At 37.8% G+C, this 23,587-nt stretch carries 11 protein-coding genes; 6 read left to right on the top strand and 5 right to left on the bottom strand.

Going from position 1 to position 23,587, the window contains the following annotated elements; genetic code table 11:
• Positions 1–29: 29 nt before the first annotated feature.
• The 4 genes from FLUTA_RS06110 to FLUTA_RS06095 all read right to left on the bottom strand — a co-directional run bounded on the left by FLUTA_RS06110 (position 30) and on the right by FLUTA_RS06095 (position 6,729).
• Complete coding sequence (locus FLUTA_RS06110; protein WP_013685984.1) at positions 30–2,216, bottom strand: M43 family zinc metalloprotease; 2,187 nt, start codon at positions 2,214–2,216, stop codon at positions 30–32.
• Positions 2,217–2,421: 205 nt separating this feature from the next.
• On the bottom strand, positions 2,422–4,629 hold the full coding sequence (locus FLUTA_RS06105; protein WP_013685983.1) for a M43 family zinc metalloprotease: 2,208 nt from the start codon (positions 4,627–4,629) through the stop codon (positions 2,422–2,424).
• 130 nt (positions 4,630–4,759) lie between these two features.
• Complete coding sequence (locus FLUTA_RS06100; protein ID WP_013685982.1) at positions 4,760–5,467, bottom strand: SDR family NAD(P)-dependent oxidoreductase; 708 nt, start codon at positions 5,465–5,467, stop codon at positions 4,760–4,762.
• Positions 5,468–5,559: 92 nt separating this feature from the next.
• Entirely contained in the window at positions 5,560–6,729 is a 1,170-nt protein-coding gene (locus tag FLUTA_RS06095) for a cystathionine gamma-synthase (protein ID WP_013685981.1), read from the bottom strand.
• 144 nt (positions 6,730–6,873) lie between these two features.
• Here FLUTA_RS06095 and FLUTA_RS06090 point away from each other — a divergent pair, with 144 nt between their 5' ends.
• The 5 genes from FLUTA_RS06090 to FLUTA_RS06070 all read left to right on the top strand — a co-directional run bounded on the left by FLUTA_RS06090 (position 6,874) and on the right by FLUTA_RS06070 (position 18,723).
• Positions 6,874–10,248 carry a DEAD/DEAH box helicase gene (locus tag FLUTA_RS06090; protein ID WP_013685980.1) on the top strand — a complete coding sequence of 1,125 codons (3,375 nt, stop codon included), beginning with the start codon at positions 6,874–6,876 and terminating at the stop codon, positions 10,246–10,248.
• 100 nt (positions 10,249–10,348) lie between these two features.
• A complete protein-coding gene (locus FLUTA_RS20625; RefSeq protein ID WP_013685979.1) occupies positions 10,349–12,667 on the top strand; it encodes a metallophosphoesterase in 2,319 nt (772 codons plus the stop codon).
• A gap of 9 nt (positions 12,668–12,676) precedes the next feature.
• Positions 12,677–14,248, top strand: coding sequence for a T9SS type A sorting domain-containing protein (locus tag FLUTA_RS21930; RefSeq protein ID WP_013685978.1), 1,572 nt, complete (start codon positions 12,677–12,679; stop codon positions 14,246–14,248).
• Positions 14,248–16,098 (top strand): T9SS type A sorting domain-containing protein, encoded by a 1,851-nt coding sequence (locus FLUTA_RS06075; RefSeq protein ID WP_013685977.1) that lies wholly within the window; start codon positions 14,248–14,250, stop codon positions 16,096–16,098. Before FLUTA_RS21930 ends, FLUTA_RS06075 begins: the two co-directional genes overlap by 1 nt.
• Before the next feature lie 81 nt (positions 16,099–16,179).
• On the top strand, positions 16,180–18,723 hold the full coding sequence (locus FLUTA_RS06070) for a T9SS-dependent M36 family metallopeptidase (RefSeq protein ID WP_043023674.1): 2,544 nt from the start codon (positions 16,180–16,182) through the stop codon (positions 18,721–18,723).
• Positions 18,724–18,885: 162 nt separating this feature from the next.
• Here FLUTA_RS06070 and polA read toward each other — a convergent pair whose 3' ends face one another.
• Complete coding sequence (gene polA, locus FLUTA_RS06065) at positions 18,886–21,690, bottom strand: DNA polymerase I (protein ID WP_043024120.1); 2,805 nt, start codon at positions 21,688–21,690, stop codon at positions 18,886–18,888.
• Positions 21,691–21,919: 229 nt separating this feature from the next.
• Here polA and FLUTA_RS06060 point away from each other — a divergent pair, with 229 nt between their 5' ends.
• Positions 21,920–23,533, top strand: a complete 1,614-nt coding sequence (locus tag FLUTA_RS06060) for a PQQ-binding-like beta-propeller repeat protein (RefSeq protein ID WP_013685974.1) — start codon at positions 21,920–21,922, stop codon at positions 23,531–23,533.
• Positions 23,534–23,587: the final 54 nt, after the last annotated feature.

Raw genomic sequence — 23,587 nt, 5'->3', positions numbered from 1 at the left:
CTTCATTTAATAATAGTCATAGCTTGTTATTACTTTTTAACAAAATTCAATGTTCTTTGGCTACTTCCATCTACCATTTGGATCAAATAAGTTCCAGCAGAAAGATTTTCAGTTGCAATTAGAACTAAGTTATTTCCCTCACTTGCATTGATTACATGTTGCGTTAATCGTTTTCCTGTTAAATCAGTTACATAGAATTTGATTTCATTGTTTCCAACTTGCGAGTTAAATGAGATTTGCACTTCATTTTCAGCAGGGTTCGGGAATAAAAGAATACTTTCCAAGGTTCCAAGATCTTCTAATCCTGCAGTCACAGGTGTTTCAGATGGAGCCCCAGCATAAATATTTATATCGTCAATGTATAAGTTGTTTCCGCCTCCAGATGTCAATTGGAATTTACAACGGAAATTAGATACCCAGTATGCAGAAGTAACGTTTGTCACATGTACCGTAAGCCAGTCTGCTGCAGTTGGAGTCCAAGTTGATGTTGCTATTGCTCCACCAGACATTGTTCCAGAAGTAACTGTTTTTTTAGGGTCCCAAGTTTCTCCACAATCTTTTGAAATAAAGATGCGTAATAAATCACTATTTGCAGCAGCTTTCTTTCTGAATGCTTGTTTGAAAGAAAGTGTAGCTCCAGTCGTAGATGTAATGCTTGATAAGTCAATAGATCCCGAGATTAATTCATCTATTTGTCCCGTTGTTTGACTAAAGTTATCCAATTTCGCAGAATTAGAACCTGTTTTCCCCGCAGTATTTGTAACAGCCCAAGCAGTTCCGCCACCATTAAAAACACTCCAGTTTGGATTGCTTAATGTTAAAGACCCTTCAAAGCTTTCGAAATAAGGAAGCCCAGAGCCAGCTGGTAATACTGTAATGTAAGCAGGAACATCAGAAGTGTTATTAGTTGATCCGTCAGTTGCGACTAATTTCACGGCATACGTACCTGGAGTATTGTAGGTAATTGTAGGATTTTGCGAGGATGAAGAAGCGGGAGATCCACCAGTGAAAGTCCAAGTCCATCCTGTTGCAGCATTGTAGGACTCATCGCTATATTGAATGGATTGTCCAGCACAAATAGTTCTGTTTAGTGTGCTAAATTTAGCTTTACACAATGTAGGCGCACTATTAATTCCTGTGGCAGCATGATTGGATGCTGTAATTATTTGATTACGACCAGCGGTAGTACTTACAATTGCATTTCTCATGCGAGTTACCTGACCTTGTGTAAACATTTTAGAGCAATAAGAGTAATCCATGTAGTTTTCTACGTTGTCAATTTGATCAAATCCCCAGTATGCATTGTCTGTTGAGCAAGTGTTTGCACTTAAGTTACAACTAGTAGAACCTTGAGTTGCTGGAGTGTCTTGAACATTGTCCGTTCCATTACAACCAGCAGATCCAGGGTTATTGTTTCCTCCCCAAACATGAGCAAGATTTAACCAGTGACCAACCTCATGTGTCAACGCTCTACTAGAATTTACATTGGAAGTTCCAAATGACCCAGTGTAGGTATGTAACATGAAAATACCATTATAATACATACCTTGTGCACTTGCTCCAGAACCACCCATCGGGTTGAAGGTATACCCTGCTGCACCGTTTACTTCCGCAGCAACATAAATGTTTAAGTATTTCGTATGAGGCCAAATGCCTTGGTAGATATCATTTCCTGCAATAACTGCATTTACTTGATCTTGACCTTCACTTCCGTCATTTGCAAGTGCAGAAACGGTTCTCGTTATTCCCGCAAAGCAAGTGTTGTTTGGTGCTTTTTTAGCTAGTTCAAATTCAATTTCAACATCTGATGGCATTCCTTGAAATGGGGTTTGGACAGAGTTTGCATCTGCATTTAATTTCCTGAAATCTCTGTTCAAAATTGCAACAGCATCTAATATTTGTTCTCGTGAGATGTTTTCTGGACCATTGTTATGGATAATATGGAAAACAACAGGGATTTTATATACTGTAGCTTTTGTAGTGCTATTATCACCTTTCGACTTTGTTTGGTTTTCTGATTCTAGTTCAGCTTGGGCAATTAAAGCAGCCATTTTCGGATCTTTCTTTAATGCTTCCATTTTTTTATGGGTCACACAGTATTCAACGTGCTCACCTTCACGCATATTTTCTTTATCTAAAACACGCTGTTGTTGAGCAATACTTGTAGAAATGGAAATAAGGGAGAGACCTAAAAGAGAGTAAAATTGTTTTTTCATTTTTGTTTTTAGCTAGTTTATTACTAAGATTTAAATGAATCGGAAAAGTTGGAAAAGAGTATGAAATTAATTTTCCTGAAATTAAGAAATAATAGAATGATGTAAATGAGTAATTGCTTAAAGTGTCTTAATTGTTGATTAAACAGGATCAAAAAAAAACGGTCAGAATTTTAATTCTGACCGTTTTTCGAGTGTTTTTAGTTACCTATTTTTTCACGAAATTCAATGTTCTTTGGCTACTTCCATCTACCATTTGGATCAAATAAGTTCCAGCAGAAAGATTTTCAGTTGCAATTAGAACTAAGTTATTTCCCTCACTTGCATTGATTACATGTTGCGTTAATCGTTTTCCTGTTAAATCAGTTACATAGAATTTGATTTCATTGTTTCCAACTTGCGAGTTAAATGAGATTTGCACTTCATTTTCAGCAGGGTTCGGGAATAAAAGAATACTTTCCAAGGTTCCAAGATCTTCTAATCCTGCAGTCACAGGTGTTTCAGATGGAGCCCCAGCATAAATATTTATATCGTCAATGTATAAGTTATTTCCACCACCAGAAGTCAATTGGAATTTACAACGGAAATTAGATACCCAGTATGCAGAAGTAACGTTTGTCACATGTACCGTAAGCCAGTCTGCTGCAGTTGGAGTCCAAGTTGATGTTGCTATTGCTCCACCAGACATTGTTCCAGAAGTGATTGTTTTTTTAGGGTCCCAAGTTTCTCCACAATCTTTTGAAATAAAGATGCGTAATAAATCACTATTTGCAGCAGCTTTCTTTCTGAATGCTTGTTTGAAAGAAAGTGTAGCTCCAGTCGTAGATGTAATGCTTGATAAGTCAATAGCTCCAGAGATTAATTCATCTACTTGTCCATTTGCTTGACTAAAATTATCCAATTTCACAGAATTAGAACCTGTTTTCCCTGCAGTATTTGTAACTGCCCAAGCAGCTCCACCACCATTAAAAACACTCCAGTTTGGACTGTTCAATGTCAAAGAACTTTCAAAACTTTCGTAATAAGGAAGCCCAGAGCCAGCAGGTAATACTGTAATGTAAGCGGCAATATCGGAAGTGTTACTAGTTGATCCATCAGTTGCTACCAACTTTACGGCATAAGTACCAGGAGTATTGTATGTAATGGTTGGGTTTTGAGAAGACGAAGAAGCTGGAGATCCACCAGTAAATGTCCAAGTCCAACCTGTTGCAACGTTATAGGATTCATCCGTATATTGTATAGATTGTCCAGCACAAACAGTTGTTCTTGGTGTGCTAAATTTAGCTTTACATAATGTAGGCGCACTATTAATTCCTGTGGCAGCATGATTGGATACCGTAATTAATTGGTTACGGCCTGAAGTAGAGCTTAAAAGCGCATTTCTCATACGGTCTACTTGTCCTTGAGTGAACATTTTTGAACAGTAGGAATAATCCATGTAATTTTCGACATTATCGATTTGATCAAATCCCCAAAATGCATTGTCTGAATTACAAGTGTTAGCTGTTAAAACACATGACGTGGATCCAATACAAGCCGGTGTGTCATTGACACCATCACTCCCACAACTAACTCCTGGGTCATTTGTTCCGCCCCATACATGAGAAAGATTTAACCAATGTCCAACTTCATGTGTCAAGGCTCTACTAGAGGTTGGAGAGGACGTTCCAATTGAACCCGTATAGTTATGTAGCATGAAAATACCGTTATAAAACATTCCAGAAGGACTAGCAGTCGAACCCCCCATTCCAGGATTAAAGGTATAACCTGCTGCACCTCCAATATCAGAAGCTACATAAATATTTAAGTACTTTGTATGAGACCAAACTCCTTGGTAAACATCATTTCCTGCAATTACTGCATTTACTTGTTGTAATCCTCCAGGGTTACTCCAGCCTTGATCAGGAGGGGCAATAGTTAAAGCAGTATTAGTTCTTGTAATTCCTGTAAAACAATTCCCATTTGGATCTTTTTTAGCTAATTCAAATTCAATTTCAACATCTGTTGGCATTCCTTGAAAAGGAGCTTGAACGATATTTGCATCTGTATTTAGTTTTCTGTAATCGCGATTCAAAATTGCAACAGCGTCTAGTATTTGTTCTCTCGAAATATTTTCATTTCCACCATTTTGTAGGATATGGAAAACAATTGGAATTTTATAGACTGTTGCTTTTGTGGTGTTGTTATCACCTTTAGACTTTGTTTGGTTTTCCGCTTCTAGTTCAGCTTGCGCGATCAAAGCAGCCATTTTAGGGTCTTTCTTTAACTCCGCCATTTTTTTATGCGTAGTACAATACTCAACATGTTCACCTTCACGCATGTTTTGTTTATCTAAAACGCGTTCTTGCTTTTGTGCAAAGCTAGATGAAATAGAAAGTAGGGAGATACCTAAAAGAGAGTAAAATTGTTTTTTCATTGTTGTAGTTATAACTAGTTTCTATATAGTTTTGTGTTTTGAGTGCAACAAGTTACAACATTTGTTTAAGAAATTAAAGATTCTCCAAAAACTTAACACGACAATAAATAACAATTGATTAAAGTGGGCTTCACACGTTGATATCACGAAGTGAATATTGTACTTGATTTATTGGCATTTCATGGATTAATTGGTGTAATTTTTTTGCAACTAACTCAGGCGAATAGAGTTGGTTCGAATTTTTATATTCTTTGAATCGCTCAATTTCTGAAAAAGTCTCACTAGTTGTTGCCCGAATTGTTGCTTGCATTTCAGTATCTACAACTCCTGGAGCAACAGAAAGGCACTTAAATTCCAGACGACCTAGTTGTTCTTCTTCTAATTGAATGGTTTCACAAAACAAATCTACAGCTGCTTTGGAAGCGCAATAAGATGCCCAAGATGCAATTGGATTTTTTCCAGCTCCTGAACTGATGAAAATTGCTTTGAATGATTGCTCTTTAGGAATTTGTTTCAGTAGTTTTTGAAGAATACTTGCTCCAGCAAAGAGATTTACTTGCATGACTTCTACAAGTACATGAGCACCCAATTTTTCAAAATAATCGACTTCTCCTAGAATACCAGCATTGTGAATAAAGATGATTGGTTCCTCACCAAGATCGGTAAAAGGAATCTGATTCACTAATTCCTGATTGCTTAAGTCGCAACTGAGAGCTGTGTAGTTTGGATTAGAAATGGTGTGATTTCGACCTATTCCAATGACTTTTTCTCCAAGAGATAAATAATTCTCTGTTATTGCTCGCCCAATTCCTTTGGATGTTCCTGTGATGATAATCATGTTCAAATGTTTAAACGTTCAATAGTTCAAAAACAAAAGGGTTCAATAGCTTTAAACTTCTTGAACCCCTTATACCTTTTTAATTATATTATTTAAGCTAGCGCTTGCTGTAAATCTGCAATTAAATCATCTACATGTTCTACACCAACACTCAAGCGAAGTAAATTATCTACCACTCCTGCTTTTTCTCTTTCCGCTTTTGGAATGGAAGCATGAGTCATTGTTGCTGGATGGTTGATCAATGATTCAACACCACCTAAAGATTCTGCTAATGAGAATACTTTAAAAGAAGAAGCTACTTTATATGTGTTTTCAACACTTTTATCTTTCAACACGATAGAGATCATTCCACCAAAATCGCGCATTTGTTTTTTAGCAATTTCATGATTCGGATGCTCTGGAAAACCTGGCCAATATACTTTCTCAATTGCTGGATGATCTTTCAGGAAATGTGCAATCTGTTTCCCGTTTTCGCAATGACGCTGCATACGTAAATGCAACGTTTTAATTCCGCGCAATACCAAGAATGAATCCATCGGTCCTGGATTTGCTCCTGAACTATTCAAAATGAAATACAATTGCTCGTGAATTTTCTCGTCGTTTGTGATTAATGCTCCCATTACCACATCTGAATGTCCTCCTAAATATTTGGTAACTGAGTGCATGACGATATCCGCACCTAAATCCAATGGATTTTGCAAATAAGGTGAAGCAAATGTATTATCAGCGACCATGATAATATTGTGAGCTTTTGCAATCGTTGAAACTGCTTCAATATCGATGATTTGCATCGTTGGATTTGTTGGAGTCTCCGCCCAAATCAATTTGGTGTTTGAGTTGATATACTGTTTTACATTGTCAGCATTTGTTAAATCGATGAAATGAAACTTGATTCCGAACTTCTCATATATTTTGGTAAATAAACGGTAAGTTCCTCCATACAAATCATCGCCAGTAATCACTTCATCACCAGGGCTCAATAATTTCAAGACGGCATCTGTTGCTGCAACACCACTGCTGAAACAAACGCAATGTTTTCCATTTTCTAACGCCGCAATATTTGCTTGAAGCGCATCACGCGTTGGATTTTTCCCTCTCGCATAACCATAACCTTTATTAACTCCAGGGGATTCCTGAACGTAAGTAGACGTTTGATAAATAGGAGTCATGATTGCTCCAGTTGTTGGATCAGGTTGTACGCCAGCATGAATAGCTTTGGTACCAAATTTCATATCTTGTTCTTTCATAGAAAATGGATTCATTTTTTGGAATTACAAAGTTAATCGTTCAGGAAAGAAATAACAACTTTTACGGATTGAATTGCGCTTCTTGTTTTTCCAAACTCCAATTCCTTCAATTCCGTGAATTAGTATCTTCCTTTTAACTATTTTCGTCCTGCAAATTCAATGAGTTCTTCACCAACAAATATCGCTGATTTTATACATGCTCTTTCGGACATGCCGAAGTCTGATATGCTGGTGAATTTTACAGAATCCATCGAATCTCTCGTTCCATATTCAACTCTTCCTAAAGATAAATTCGAAGTTCAGTTGGATGGTAAATGGAAGAGTTTGTGGCAAACTGCTAATAAGTTTCGATTAGAATCGGATGTCAATTCATTGTGTTTGGTTTATGGTGTCGTTTCAGCTACAATTCGTGAGTCTGAGATTCAATCTCCGCTGTTGATTATTCCTCTTAGTTGGGAATATATCCGAATCAACAATATCCTTCAACTCGAACTCAATGAAGAATTGATAGAGGTAAATCCTTACATCAAGTTTCTATATTCTGAGTTGAGCAAAGAGTCTTTTCCTGATTTTCCAGAAGGATTTAATTTGGAAGAAAAATTAGAATGGGTGAGTGAACAATTCCAAAAATTGAGCATCGAATCGATCATTTCTCCCCAAATTTATGTGGGAAATTTTCATTATCACCGATTTCATTTATTGCGAGAATTGGAAGGAATTGAAAAATCGGAACATAAAAATTCTCTGATTCAACAATTGCTAGGTTCTGATTTTGAAGTACTCCCAGAGCTGGATTTGCTTCCTGATTTGTTAACGGCTGCTGATACCGATCAACGAGCAGTTTTTGAAACACTTCGCACACAGAATGTCTTACTTCAAGGACCTCCTGGAACAGGAAAATCGCAAGTTTTGATTAATATTCTTGGAAAATCAATGAAGAGCAAGCTGAAAACCTTGGTTGTTTCTGAGAAAAGGGTTGCTTTGGATGTTCTTGTTAAAAAACTCTCAGAAGCACAATTGGATTCTTTCGCATTTGTGGTTCATAGCCAAACAAAATCACGAGATTTACTAGCTCAATTGAAAAGTAGTTGGAAGGTATTGGAAGATTCTAATTTTCAGGAAGTCCAAAATTTAAGATTATCCGAACAGCTTCAGGCGAACTTGCAATTGTTGCTCGATCGCTTAAACACTTCCGATTATTTTGCGGGGGTTTCATACAGTCAATTACAGGAATTGCTACAAGAAACTCCAGTTCTCAATCAGCGATTTTCAAGTTTAAGCCCGAATATTGATGAATGGTTGACTAGTAAAGCGGTTATCCAGCAATTAGATGAAGCCTTGAATGGGTTTTCGAAACTAAAAGGGTTGAAAACAACTTTCTTCGAACAATGGAATGGCGATCAAGTGATTAAAAATGCACTTTCGAGTTTGAATGCTGTGCAGCAAAAATTAAGTGATTTACATACATTTGGTGATCTGGAAAAACTGATAGCAGTGTTGGGTCGTTGCCAATTGGTGGAAAATGAAAATTACAAAGCGTATAGTCAACTTCTTTCAAAACCCAAAGAGTGGAAGAAATTTCAGAAGCAGGTTCAACTACTGAAAGAGTTATCGGAAAAACTACTACTTCTTGAAAAAGAGAACCAAGTTTGGAAACAAACACCTTCTAAAAGTCAAGTGGAGTCTTGGCAACAGGCGAGTAGTTGGCTTCAACTCCGAAAACGAAAAAAATCGATTTCAAGATTAGTCAATGACTCATCGATTTTACCGGAAATTGCTCTTTCAAATTGGAAGAATTATTTGGAAGAGAAAGCGAAACTGAAAGAATTGGAAATTTATTTCAATGAGTTAGGTTTAGAAGCAAATCTACTTGCTTTGGAGATCGGAATGGGTTACGCACTTAGTTTGGAAAAGGAAAGCGGTTCGCCATTGAGTGAAATTGGAAGTTGGTCCAAATCAAAAAGGAGGACTATCCTTGAAGCTGGTTCAGAATTAAATCACTTGAAATCAACCTTGATTCGTCATTTTGAATTAAACGATTCTATTGTTTTGGTCGATTTCTTGCATCAGAAACAAAAGGATTTTGTGGAATTAAGTGTTGTAACTGAAAAATTAAAGTTGCTTCCGCGTTTCTTTTTCACATTGCTTTCAGAAGTTCATTCTTGGAAAGAAATGCAGGAGTTGATTTTGTTTAGTTCGCTCAAAAAAATAGAATCGATAACTCCTGAACTAGCTAAATTTTCGGGTCAATTTTTGGCGAATCGGTTGGATGAATTAATCGCTATGGAGAATCAAGAATTTGTTGATTTTTCTGCTTCTCTTCGTTTTCAAATTCAGAAGCAATTTGCAGAATTTGAGGAACTTTTGAGAACTCCAAGTCAGAAACTTTCACCTTCTCAAAAAGAATTGAAAGCACGTTTGAAAAAAGGAAAATCACTTTTAGTGAAAGAATTTGGAAAATCGAGAAATAACCAAACCATTCGAAATTTACTGGAGAGTGAAGCCAAAGAGTGGGTGCAATTGCTGATTCCAATTTGGTTGGCAACACCCAATCAAGTAGCAGATCATTTTCCGTTGGAAACAAATTTATTTGATTTAGTGTTGTTTGATGAAGCGAGTCAGATTCCTTTACCAAATGGCTTGGGCTCTTTGTTCCGATCTAAAAGAGCATTAGTTGCTGGTGATGAGCAGCAAATGGCACCGTCCAATTATTTTGGGAAAAATTTTGGATTCCACGATTTGTTGCATCAAGCCTCATACTATTTTGAGCGCGTTTCATTACATCATCATTATCGCTCTGAGAACAGAGAATTGATTCAATTTTCAAACAAACATTTTTACAAGAATGAGTTGATTGTCTATCCAGCACCAAATCGGAAAGAAGTACTTTTTTATCACTATGTGGAAAATGGTCTTTTTGATGAACGAAAAAATCAATTGGAAGCGAAAGCAGTTGCGTCATTTTTAGAGACGTTTTCCAATTGGGAAAATCAAACGCTTGGAATAGTTGCTTTTTCTGAAGAACAATTGAAAACTATTTGGTTCGCATGTTCACTGAGAGTTCAAGAATTAATAACGCTTGGACAAGAAGAAAACACACTGTTTTTCAAAGCATTGGAAACTGTTCAAGGAGATGAAGCAGACGTTTTGATTGTCAGTTTGGGATATGCGCGAAATTCAGAAGGTTCTTTTCACATGCGCTTCGGACCACTCAATCAAAGCAACGGATATAAGCGTTTAAATGTTTTGTTAACTCGTGCAAAACAAGAAATGCACTTCTTTACTTCTGTGAAATCAACTGATTTTGAGCTGTCAGATAATGAATCGGTGAATTTATTGAGAAGGTTTTTACAAGAATTGGAAGCCTATAAAGCTTCTGAAAAAGCATTTATTTTTCCGTATGATCTGGAAGTTGACTCGATTGAAAAAAATGTAGTTCAATTCAAGAATAGTTATGGTAAAATTCCCAGTGGAATTGATTTAGTAACCTTTCATCGGGTGATGAAGCAACGCAATTGGAACTTGAATTATTAACAGGGATTTCATCTGCATGCATAACTTATAACAGTTATTTAATAATGAAGAAGTAGTTAATTTAAATGCAGTTCTGTTCTTTGTGGCGTAAAATTTCTCCATGAAACGCTTATTACTGCTACTTTTTATTTCTTCATATTTTCTATCATTTTCTCAAACGGTTCTTTTCAGTAATGGAAGTTCGTGGAAGTACAATGATTCAGGACTTGATTTAGGTACTACTTGGAAGGAATCTAATTTCAATGATGGAACTTGGTTAAACGGCTCTTCTGAATTAGGTTATGGTGATGGAGATGAGCAAACTATTGTTTCTTACGGATCTAATTCGAATAATAAACACATCACGACGTATTTCCGAAAAACATTTTTTATTTCCAATCCTTCTCAATTTCAAGAAATATTAGGCTCAATTCGTCGGGATGATGGAGCTGTTGTTTATGTAAACGGATTAGAGGTTTTTAGAACGAATATGCCACAAGGAACTATTTCTTTTGGAACGATGGCGTCGTCAACTATTAGTTTCGGGGGTGAAAACACCTTTCACTCTTTTGCATTTAGTCCAGCGGTACTGGTAAATGGAAACAATACAATTGCAGTAGAAATTCACCAAGATGAAGCATCTAGTTCTGACATTAGTTTCAATATGTCTTTATCTGGATCGGTTAATCCGCAAGTTATTCAAGTAACCCGTGAAGCATATTTGAATTCTGGGACACCAAATTCAATGATAGTTCGTTGGCAAACAAATGTTGCTTGTGATACCAAAGTACGATATGGGTTGACACCAACAAATTTGAATTTATCAGCAACTGTTATTCCTTATTCAACGGAGCATGCTGTTACAATTACAGGTCTTCAACCAGCTACAAAATACTATTATTCGATTGGAACAAGTGGAGCAGAATTAATTCCTGCATCCAATGATCAGTATTTTAAAACCAGTCCAATCGTCGGTGATTCCAAACCTTTCCGTTTTTGGGCAATTGGCGATGCTGGAATGTCTGATGGAAATCAACGCGCGGTTCGCGATGGGTTTTTAATGTATAATGAAAATGAGCATATCGACGGGTGGATTATGTTGGGAGACAATGCTTATGGAAACGGAATCAGCGATGGAAATCAAAATTGTTACCAAACCGCTTTGTTCGATCAAATGTATGCTTCCATGATTTCGAAAACAGTTTGTTGGCCAGCTCTTGGAAATCACGATTACAACAATCACATTCCTTTTTCACCATCTCCAGCCTATTTTGACATTTTTAATCTACCTACGAACGGAGAAGCGGGAGGTGTTTCTTCAGGAACGGAGAAGTATTATTCATATAATTACGGAAATGCGCATTTCATCGTACTAGATAGTTACGACGAAAGTAGATCAGCTAATGGAGCAATGGCGACTTGGCTTATTTCGGATTTGCAGCAAACAACTGCTGAGTGGATTGTGGCATATTGGCATCATCCGCCATATACAAAAGGAAGTCACGATTCAGACAATCCCAATTTCTTGGACGGAGAATGTGTGGAGATTCGCGAAAATATTATTCCAATTTTAGAGCAATATGGAGTTGATTTGGTATTGAATGGCCACAGTCATAGCTATGAACGTAGTTTCTTAATAGATTCTCATTACGGTAGCTCAGGAACTTTGTCCCAAACCATGATCAAAGATGGCGGTTCTGGCGGAAGTAACGACGATTGCCCTTACCAAAAGGAAACAACGTATAGCAAATCGCATAAAGGAACTATTTATGCAGTTGTTGGAAGTTCTGGAAAATTGAGTTCTGTTGCTTCTAGTTGGCCGCACCCCGTTACTAGTTATGCGGACCATGATAATATGGGAAGCATGCTCATAACCTTTCATGATAATCGCTTAGATGCTGATTTTGTTACGACTACAGGCTCGATCTTAGATCATTTTTCTATTATAAAGAATGCTGGAAAAACACAAACAATAACAGCTTGTCAAAATGAAGCTGTTTCATTGGTTCCATCTTTTCCTGGAAAAGTAAATTGGTTTCCAAATAATCTACTGGCAGATTCAATTTCGGTGACAGTGAATTTCTCTACCATGTATCTAGCAAGCGATACAAACAATTGTATCATAGACACCTTTTTTGTGGAGTTGGATAATTCAATCAATTGCACGGCAGGACTAGGGTCGGCTACTGAAGAAAATCTGTCTGTTTGGATTTCGTCTTGGGAAGATGGTAATTACCTTCCAGTAAGATGGTCTGGGTTTAAAAAAGAGGAAGTTACCATAGAAGTTTTCTCTATTTTGGGTGATAAAGTTTTTTCAGAAAATTTTCCAAATCAGAAAGATAATCTAGCATTGCTACAAGCTAACAAATTACTTCGAGGAACTTATATCATTCGATTGAGTGATGGAGATCGTTCCAAGAACGTTAAATTTTTACGTTAAACTGAAATTATGAATAAACTTTTTACTCTAGTTGGGGCAGGACTTCTATTTGCTCAAAATTTATCTGCTCAATGTGATACTACTGACATAACGGGCGATTTAATTATTAATTCATCTTCTTTTCTTTCAGGCGTTTATCGCGTTACTGGAACTTTTAAAGTGAATTCTGGGACAACTGTTTTCGTGCAAACGCATGAAACGAATGGATGTGGTAAATTGGAAGTAATCGCAAGTGAAATTCTTGTTGAAGGTACAATCAATGGTGATTATGCTGGGTACTTGGGTGGAACTGGCGGAGCTCCTGGTTTAAACGCAACAAGTTTAACAGGTGATGCCACTGCAATTTCAAGTTGTTCAAATAAAGACAATACTGGAATTGTGCAATTGGAAGGCGGTAAAGCTGGAACAGCTGGGTTTGGTCCTGGTGCAGCAACTGCAGCAACTAATGGAGGTTTGAGTTCAGGTCCGAAACAACAGTGTTTGAATAATGATGATGCGGCAGGAATGATTGCTGGTTCAGGTGGTGCTGGTTCAGGGGCTGGTGCTAGTTATGGTGGCGCTGGTGGAAACGGTGGAAATGGAGGTGCTGGTTCATCCGATTACGTTGGTACAGGAATTAGTGTTTCATCTGCATACCCAGTAGCTGGAGGAACAGCTGGAACAGGAGGAACAGCTGGAAATGTTTATGGAACTCTTGGAGGTAATGACATTCAACTAGGTTCAGGTGGATCTGGTGCTGGTGGCGGTGGTCGCTCATTTGACAATGGCCTTGGTGGTGGAAATGGTGGAGCTGGAGGAGGTTTGATTATCTTGCGTGCTTCAACTTCTTTGAATATTACAGGTACAATTTCTGCAAATGGTGAAACAGGTGAAGCTGGTGGACAAGGTGGAAATGGCGGTGCAACTGGAAAATGTTGTTCAGATGGTTGTGATGACTGTGGTGAAGCTACACTTTCAACTGGTTCAGGCGGTGCTGGTGGTGCTGGCGGTGGTTCTGGTGGTGGAATCTTATTGTATTCAGATGCCGCTGCAACAATTACTGGAACGTTAAATGTAAAAGGTGGAAACGGTGGTTCAGGAGGGACGCGTGGAAATGGAACTTCTTGTGACTATTCTGCTACTTTTTGCGGATCTCAATCCTTAACTGCAAATAATGGAAATCCTGGTCAAGATGGTGGTGCTGGTGGCGGTGGACGTATTAAAGTTTTTGTTCCAATTTGTTCCAATGCTACACTTACTCCAACAACTCAATTGGGTGGTGGAACTGGATCAAATGCAGGAGCAGTAGGAACTTATTTTGTAGGATGTAGCGAGCTATCAGTGATGGAATTGGCTGCTAATTTCAAATTGGATGTTTTTCCGAATCCAGCTTCAAATTATGTGCAAATTGTTGGTAGTGAATCTATCGAAAATGCACAAGTAAATATCATTGAATTATCTGGAAGAATAGTTTATTCCAATGCGCATTCAATTGGTTCAGAGGCTCTTTCTATTGATATTTCTACTTTGTCACAAGGTACTTATCAAGTGATTGTTATTTCTCAAGGTGTTTCAGTTGTCAAAAAATTAATCAAGAACTAATGAGATCATTCATTTCCTTTTCAATTCTCTTGTTGGTTCCATTTTTAGGAATTTCGCAACATACTCCAAAAGCGGTTTCACCTTGTATGAGGCCATTTTATCACGGAGTTGCGTCTGGTGACCCCATGCCTGATCGTGTTATTCTTTGGACTCGGATTACGCCTGAAAATGGAAGTACAGCACCACAAATTGTGGAATGGAAAATCGCCAAGGATACGAATTTTACATTAAATGTTCAAAACGGTGTTGTCATTACAGATGCTACAAAAGATTTTACGGTCAAAGTGGATCCAACTGGTTTGGATCCCAACACCACTTATTATTATCAATTTAAATCAGATACACTAAAAAGTGTGATCGGTAGAACACGAACCACACCAGTTGGGGATTGTGATAGTTTGCGCTTCGCAGTCGTTTCTTGTGCCAATTACGAAGCTGGATTTTTCAATGTATTTGCAGCTTTGAAGGAACGTAACGATATTGATGCAGTTATTTGTTTGGGTGATTATATTTATGAGTATCAGTCTGGTGGATATTCACCAAATCCAACAGCAAATAGACAATGGTCACCGGTGAATGAAACGATTAGTTTGTTGGATTACCGCGCACGTTATTCAACATATCGTTTAGACGATGATTTGAGAGATATGCATCAACAATTTCCAATGATTGTTGTTTGGGATGATCATGAAACTGCAAATGACTCGTGGATGAATGGTGCAGAAAATCACCAGGCAAATGAAGGAAGTTATGCCGCTCGAAAAGCAAGTGCGAAACAAGCCTTTTTTGAATGGTTACCTATTCGAGTAACAGGAACAACAGATCCATATCAAATTTTCAGAGAAATTAAATACGGAGATTTGATTGATTTAGTGATGTTGGATACACGTTTGCATGGCAGGGACCAACAAGCGGGGACTTCTGGATCTACAGTTACGGCAACTACCAGACAATTACTCGGAACTGATCAATTTTCTTGGTTAGGTAATAGGCTTTCACAAAGTACGGCGCAATGGAAAATCATTGGCCAGCAAGTAATGATGGCGCCTTTAACGTTATTTGGAGCAGCATTGAACGGAGATCAATGGGATGGTTATCCTGCAGAGCGAAATCGGGTTTACAATCACATTTTAACTTACGGAGTTCAAGATGTTGTTGTATTAACAGGAGATATTCACTCTTCGTGGGCAAATGATTTACCAGGTAGTTCTTATTCAAGCAACGGAAATGGTTCTGTGGGAGTTGAATTTGTGGCTCCAAGTGTTACTTCTCCAGGGATGAATATTCCAGGAGGCGCATCTGCGATTCAGTTGGCAAATAGCCACATTAAGTTTGCAGAATTGTCGAGTCATGGCTTTGTGATTTTAGATGTAAATAAAGTACGAACACAGGCTGATTGGTTTTTTGTAAATACAATCGATACGGAGAATAGTGGGTATAGTTATGCGGCTTCTTACAAAACGAATCACACTTCTAGAAATTTGACAAGTGTAAATGCTGCTAGTATGCCGCGAAATGGAATTCAGGGATTTCAGCTGAAAACATGCCCGTATTATCCTCCGTCAATTAGTAATTTAGGCTTGGATGAGGATAAACCAGTGATTTTGAGTTTGTATCCAAATCCTGTTTCTAATCAGTTGTTTTTGAATCTGAGCTTGCCGTACACTGGTCAAACATCTTTTGAATTGATTGATGGATTAGGACATTTGATTCCTTTGAGAAGTGAGAACATTCAGCTTACGGGATCGAATCAATTCGCTTTTGATTTTTCAAATATTCCTGCTGGATCTTATATTTTGAGAATTAATAACAATGGTTCAATGATTCAATCTCAAGTGGTTAAATACTAGAGTTCCATAACTCGTTCATTTTCAATAATAAGTTTTACAATGTCTTTTTTTGTACATTGTGTTCTCTTTAATATACTGAAAATGAAAAAAAAACTCTCCTCGTTTTTATTCATTGTGTTTACTACTTTTTGTTTTGGACAGAATGAACTGAAAATAATTCAACCTTATTTACAAGAAAACGCAAGCAATTGGAAATTGAAACCAAGTGACTTTTCCAATTTAGAGGTGGCTTCTCATGCTTCTTCTAAAGCACCAAACACAAAACATTTTAAGATTCAACAAACCAAAAACGGAATTTCTTTGGTAGATGGTTTTGGAATCGTAACGGTGAAAGATAATCAGGTTGTACATGTAACAACCAATTTCGTGTCGATTTCGGAGCCAATAAATCGACCTGTTTTATCTGCAGAAACTGCAGTTATTTCGGCCTTGAAGTATTTGAATCTTACAAGTGCTCCATTGACTTTATTGAAAAGTGAAAAGAACAAGATGCTTTTTTCAAAAGGATCTATTTCAAAAGAAGACATTCCTGTAAAGTTGGTTCTGAGCCAAAAGAATAATCAATTGCTTTATTTGTGGGATTTGAGTATTTACCCAAAAGATTCCGAACATTGGTGGTCTTTGCGGTTGAATGCTGAAACAGGTGAAGTAGTTTTCCAGAATGACTGGATTTCTCATTGTTCAGTTAATCATTGTTCAACTGAAAATCACCTCGTATCTGAAACGATGATGACCCCACCTCCTCCACCAGGATTGGATCAATATATGGTTTATGCATTACCCAATATTAGCCCAGCTCACGGAAATAGAGTTCTGGTCGTAAATCCTTCTGATGTTGTTCAGTCTCCATTTGGATGGCATGATACAGATGGTATTGCTGGAGATGAATACACCATTACTTATGGAAACAATGTATATGCTTCTGAGGATATTGATGCCGATGATTTTCCAGGATACTCTCCTGATGGTGGAAATGCTCTGAATTTCAACTTTGCGTATGATTCTGCCGTTGGAGTGCAAGGAAATTTGGATGCTGTAATCACCAATTTGTTCTATATGAACAATATGATGCATGATATTTGGGCATATTATGGCTTTGATGAAGAAAGTGGAAATTTTCAGGAAACAAATTATGATGGCTCGGGGGTAGGGATGGATCCAGTTGTAGCCCATGCTCAGGATGGAAGCGGAACCAATAATGCAAACTTTGGAACGCCGCCAGAAGGACAAAGTCCGGTAATGCAAATGTTTTTATGGACAGAAAGTAATATTCCAGATTTATTGACAATCAATTCACCAGTTGGTATTGCAGGATCCTATACTTGTTCAACAGCAGGCTTTGGGCCTCCAGTACCGATGAGTCCGATTACAGAAGACATTATTTTGGTTATTGACGATGGAGCTAGCACCAATTTTGGTTGTGGATTAATTTCGAATGGAGCAGCTTTAGCTGGAAAAATTGCACTGGTAAGAAGAGGCGGCGGTTGTACCTTCGGTGAAAAAGTAGAGATTTGTGAAGCGATGGGAGCTGTTGCCGTAATTGTCATGAATAATACTGGAACAAGTACGCAAGCTATGGGCGGAACTTCATCTGCAACTATTCCTTCCATTATGATTTCGAAACCCGATGGAGATTTATTTGTGAATCAGATCAATTTGGGGAATACGGCAAACGGAACAATCGTAAATCCAGGTGATTTGACAGCAACTGATTCTGATTTTGACAACATGATTATAGCTCATGAATATGGGCATGGAATTTCAACTCGTTTAGTTGGTGGGGCAGATAACTCAGATTGTTTGTACAATGAAGAACAAATGGGCGAGGGTTGGTCTGATTGGTTTGGATTGATGATTACTCAAGTGGCTTCAGATCAACCAGGAGATGGAAGGGGAGTTGGAACTTACGTAACGAATGAGCCGAATAATGGAGAAGGAATTCGTCCAGCGCGTTATTCTACTGATTTTGTAGTGAACAATTATACATACGGAAACACAAACGATAATTCATTGAGTCAACCTCATGGAATTGGATTCGTTTGGGCATCTATGCTGTGGGATTTGAACTGGGCTTTGATTGATGAATACGGTTTTGATTCCAATGTTAAAACAGGAACAGGTGGAAATAATATCGCTATGAATTTGGTGATTGAAGGTCTGAAATTGACAAACTGCGGACCAGGTTTTGTAGATGGTCGAGATGGAATTTTAGCTGCAGATCAGATTATTTATGGCGGAGTAAATAAATGCTTGATTTGGGAAGTTTTTGCGCGGAGAGGATTAGGTTTTTCTGCTGACCAAGGAGACCCAGGGAATCGTTCGGATCAAGTAGAGGCATTTAATCTACCTCTTGAATGTATCTTGGGTTTAAATGAAAAGAGTGCTGCAACGAATATTCAAGTTTATCCAAATCCGAGTAATGGGGAATTGACGGTTAAAAATTCGAGTTCAGAGATTCAACGCATTGAATTGGTGGATTTGAGTGGAAAAGTAGTTTATATGAATACTTTTGTAAACGCAAATTTCGAAGTTGTTTTAGATATTAGCATACTAAATAAAGGATTGTATCTGATGAAAGTTCAAACGCGAACTGGTTTCCAAACGGTTCGTATAGAGAAATTGTAAATACATTAAAACACACATAAAAAAATTCGACTCTGGTTTTCCAGGTCGGATTTTTTTTAAAATGCTCAATTATTGATTTCCCACGGATGAAAATTATTTACAAATGTTTTCTTCAGTGTACCTCTGTGCCCATCTGTGGGATGAAATAACCAGTTTTATAGTTTAATGTGCATCCAGCCAATTATTCGCCAATTCCATTTCAACTTCCATCGGAACAACCAACTGAATGGCATTTTCCATGGCTTCTTTCACCAGTTTTTTCATCACTTCTTGTTCGTCGTTGTGCACATCAAAAACAAGCTCATCATGCACTTGCAAAATCATTTTGGATTTTACTTTCGCTTTCTTCATCGCTTTATCTACCGCAACCATTGCTAATTTCACGATATCAGCTGCCGAACCTTGAATCGGCGCATTGACTGCATTTCGCTCTGCAAAACCTCTTACAACAGCATTTGCTGAATTGATATCTGGCAAATAACGTCTGCGTTGCATAATCGTTTCTACATATCCATTTTCGCGCGCATCTTTCACCGCATTATCCATGTAAGTTTTAATGGTTGAATACTGTGCAAAATAGGAATCAATGATTTGCTTTGCCTCTGTTCGGCTGATTCCCAAGTTCTGAGAAAGTCCAAAAGCTGACTGTCCGTAAATGATTCCGAAGTTCACTGCTTTCGCAGCACTACGTTGGTCTTTTGTCACATCATCCAATTCTACATGGAATACTTTTGCGGCAGTTGCACGGTGAATATCCACTTTGTCTTTGAAGGCTTGAATCATATTTGTATCATCTGCCAAAGCAGCAATGATGCGCAATTCAATTTGGGAATAATCGGCCGACATCAATTGGAAATCTTTCGAACGTGCAATGAATGCTCTTCTGATTTCTTTTCCGCGTTCGCTTCGAATGGGAATATTCTGCAAGTTTGGATTGTTGGAACTCAAACGACCTGTTGCTGTAACCGTTTGCATATAACTAGTGTGGACTCTGCCATCAACTGGATCTTTCATCGTTGGAAGTGGATCTACATATGTTGATTTCAACTTCTTCATTTGACGATAATCCAAGATACACGGAATAATTTCGTGATCGTTTTTATGTTGTTGTAAAATATCTTCCGATGTAGCATACTGACCTGTTTTTGTCTTTTTTGCTTTGGAAGAAATTTTCATGTGCTCGAAAAGTACATCGCCCAATTGCTTTGGAGAATCCACATTGAAGTCCATTCCAGCCAATTCTTTGATGCGTTTTTCCAATCCTTCTGTTTCTTCAGCTAATTGCTTCGAATAAGCTTCCAAGTGTGGAATATCGATTGCAACTCCTTCTTCTTCCATTTCTGCCAATACAGACACCAAGGGCATTTCCATGTCGTAGAAAAGACTCTTCAAATGATCTTTTTCAATTTGTGGAGCAAAGAGTTGTTTCAATTGGAAAGTAATGTCTGCATCCTCACAAGCGTAATCACTAATTGCTTCGGGTTGTAAATCACCCATGTTTCCTTGACCTTTTCCTTTCTTTCCAATCAATGTTTCAATGCTGACCGGTGTGTAGTTCAGGTAATATTCAGCCAAGAAATCCATTCCTTGTTTGGATTCGGGTTGGATGAGGTAATGCGCAATCATCGTGTCAAATAAAGGTCCAGCAAATTGAACGCCATATCGGTGCAATACTTGAATATCATATTTCATGTTGTGAGCAATCTTCTCAATCGATTTATGCTCAAAAAATGGCTTGAATTCATCTACAATTGCTTGTATTTCTTTTTTGTCTTTTGGAACGGCAACATAATAAGCTTCACGCTCTTTGTAAGAAAAAGACATTCCAACTAAGTCGGCATGAAGGGCATTTATATCTGTTGTCTCCGTATCGAAACAAACAGATTTCTCCTTCAATAATTTAGTTAGTAAAGCTTTACGTTCTTCTGGTAGATTCACCAAATGATATGATGCTTTTTCGGTTGCAATTGTTTTTACTCCGCTAGTTGGTTGCGCTTGTTGTACGTCTACCAAACTTTGTGTTCCGAATAAATCCAACTGACCATTTTCATTCACACCAGCTGAAGTAACCACAATTTCTTCTCCAATTACTCTTTTTGCCAAGTTTCTGAACTCCAAGTCGGTGAAAATTTCCAAGATAGCATCTCGATCGACTTCCTCTGTTTTTAATTCTTCCGCGCTGAATTCAACAGGAGCATCCAATATAATGGTTGCTAAAAGTTTAGACATCAATCCTTGTTCTTTGAAATTGATGACATTTTCTTTCATCTTCCCCTTCAAATCTTCCACGTTCTCAAAAACTCCTTCCATGGAACCGTAATCCGCAATCAGTTTTTTAGCCGTTTTTTCTCCAACTCCCGGAATTCCCGGAATATTATCGGCAGCATCACCCCATAATCCCAAGATATCGATGACTTGCAACGGGTTTTCAACTTCAAATTTTTCGCACACTTCTTTTACTCCCATAATCACAGCAGGATCTCCACCGCGTCCAGGTTTGTAAATGAAAATATTTTCGCTTACCAATTGACCAAAATCTTTATCCGGAGTCATCATGTAAGTTTTGAATCCTTCTTTTTCGGCCATTTTAGCCATGGTTCCAATCAAATCATCAGCCTCATAACCTTCTGCCATATAAATCGGAATTCTAAAAGCTTTAATTACTTGCTTAATGGGTTCAATCATACTGCGAATATCTTCTGGCATTTCTTCTCGATGTGCCTTGTAATCCGCAAAATCCACATTTCTATTGGTTGCACCTCCAGGAGGATCAAAAACAACCGCAATATGTGTAGGCTTCTCTTTATTCAGGATATCAATCAACACATTGGTGAAACCAAAGGCTGCTGAAGTATTTTGTCCTTTCGAATTCACTCTTGGGTTTTTCGCAAAAGCGAAATACGCTCTATAAATCAATGCAAAAGCATCTAACAAGAACAATTTTTTATCGGATTCTGGAGTAAGCATATTTTCAAGAATTGTGAATTGCAAGTTTAATTCAATTTCGGCAAATACCATATTGTTTTTTCAATGAAATAACCGCAAAGAGTGAAAGAGCGCAAAGGGGAGATTTATACTTAGCGTTCTCTGCATCTTTGCGGTTTATATTTTTCAGGTATGCTAATTAACAGCTTGAATTGCATAACTATTCTTAGTTCCTTGCTTTTGGAGGGTACAATTCCTCGAAATTTGCAAAGTGATAAAGTGGTTTAAACTTACCGTTGTATACGGAATTGTGTTTTTGATTGGTTATTTGGGAACTGGAATCGCTTTCCACTATTTAAAACCGAACGTTCGTATTTTACCTCAATTTGTTGAGAACATCTTGGATGGAGGTGAAATTTGGAAAGTGCAGTACCCTGAAGAATCGGATGTTTCTATGTTTGAACTACGAACGTATAATTCTGATTCACATGATCCCGAAGAAGAAATTCTTTTCACAGATGATTACAATTCTAAAAATGGAATTTTTTGTTTCAGAGGAAATGCACAAAGAAACGCGCCAACTCGTGGATTCATAAATGGAAGGCCTACCAATATTCGTTTGGATTGGGAATTTATCACGGAATATGATGGTAGAACTACTGAATACGGTTCTTGGGGCGGTGGCTCTGGTTGGACAGGTCAGCCTTTAGTGGTCAATTGGCCTCAAAAAATCGCAAAAAGATTACATGGAATAGAAGATGTTTATTTGAATCAGACGAATTTTCGAGAAGTGATTGTTGGAAGTTTGTGTGGGGATATTTACTTTATTGATTGGAAGACAGGAAAGGCGACAAGGCCCCATGTTACGATTGAAAATCCTATAAAAGGAACTGTTTCGGTTGATCCCCGAATGAATGGATTGCTTTATGTTGGGCAAGGAATTAAAAACGGGGATCGTTTTGGATCTTACATTTTCAACATGTTTACGGGTCAGGAAATTTTCTTCCGAAGTGGATTGGATCCGAAAGCTCGAAGAAATTGGGGTGCTTTTGACAGTAATTCCTTGATTGATGCCAAAACAGGATATTGGTTTCATCCAGCTGAAAATGGTCAGATTTACAAAACCAAAATAGCTAATAGTACAGCAATTCCGAGTCCGTTTATTTTCAATTATCAAATTCAGAAACATCCCGATTTGGGAATTGAATCGAGTTTTGGGGCGTGGAATAATCTAGGTTGGTTTGGCGACAATGGAGGAAATGTCTTTTGCCTCAATTTGATGACGATGAAACCTGTTTGGTATCTAGACAACTATGACGATACAGATGCATCAATGGTCGTTGACTTGCAAGAAGACGATTATCCATTTTTATATGTTGGAAATGAAGTGGATAAGCAAGGAGAAACAGGTTCGGCACATATTCGTAAAATTGATGGACTTACTGGAAAAGAAATTTGGGATGTATCGCGAAAATCTACAAATACCAAACTGCATGGACGTGTAAATTCAGGAGGAGTTTTGGCTTCTGTTTTACCTGGTAAAAAGAAAGCCAGTAATTTGGTTTATGGAATTTTTTCACGAGTGAATGGAAGTTTAGCAGGAGAATTTGTAGCCATCGATAAAGTTTCTGGGAAAGAGAAATTCACTATTAAAATGGATTATTATAGTTGGGCTTCACCGATTGATTTATATGATAAAGTGGGAAACTGTTATATATTTTTCACCGATGTTTATGGAACAATTTACCTAATAGATGGAGTAAGTGGTGAAATTATCGTGAAACGAAAAACCGATTGTGTTTGGGAATCATCACCAGTAGCTTGGGGAAATCGAATCGTTGTTGGAAGTAGGGGAAAGAAGATAGTGAGCTTTGTGATAGAGTAATTGTCCTGTCAGTTCGAGTGCAAAGCGTATCGATAACAAGGACAAAAGAAATTT

The organism is Fluviicola taffensis DSM 16823 (assembly GCF_000194605.1).
Taxonomy (GTDB): Bacteria; Bacteroidota; Bacteroidia; order Flavobacteriales_D; family Crocinitomicaceae; genus Fluviicola; species Fluviicola taffensis.
This window is presented reverse-complemented; position numbering and strand designations above follow the sequence as displayed.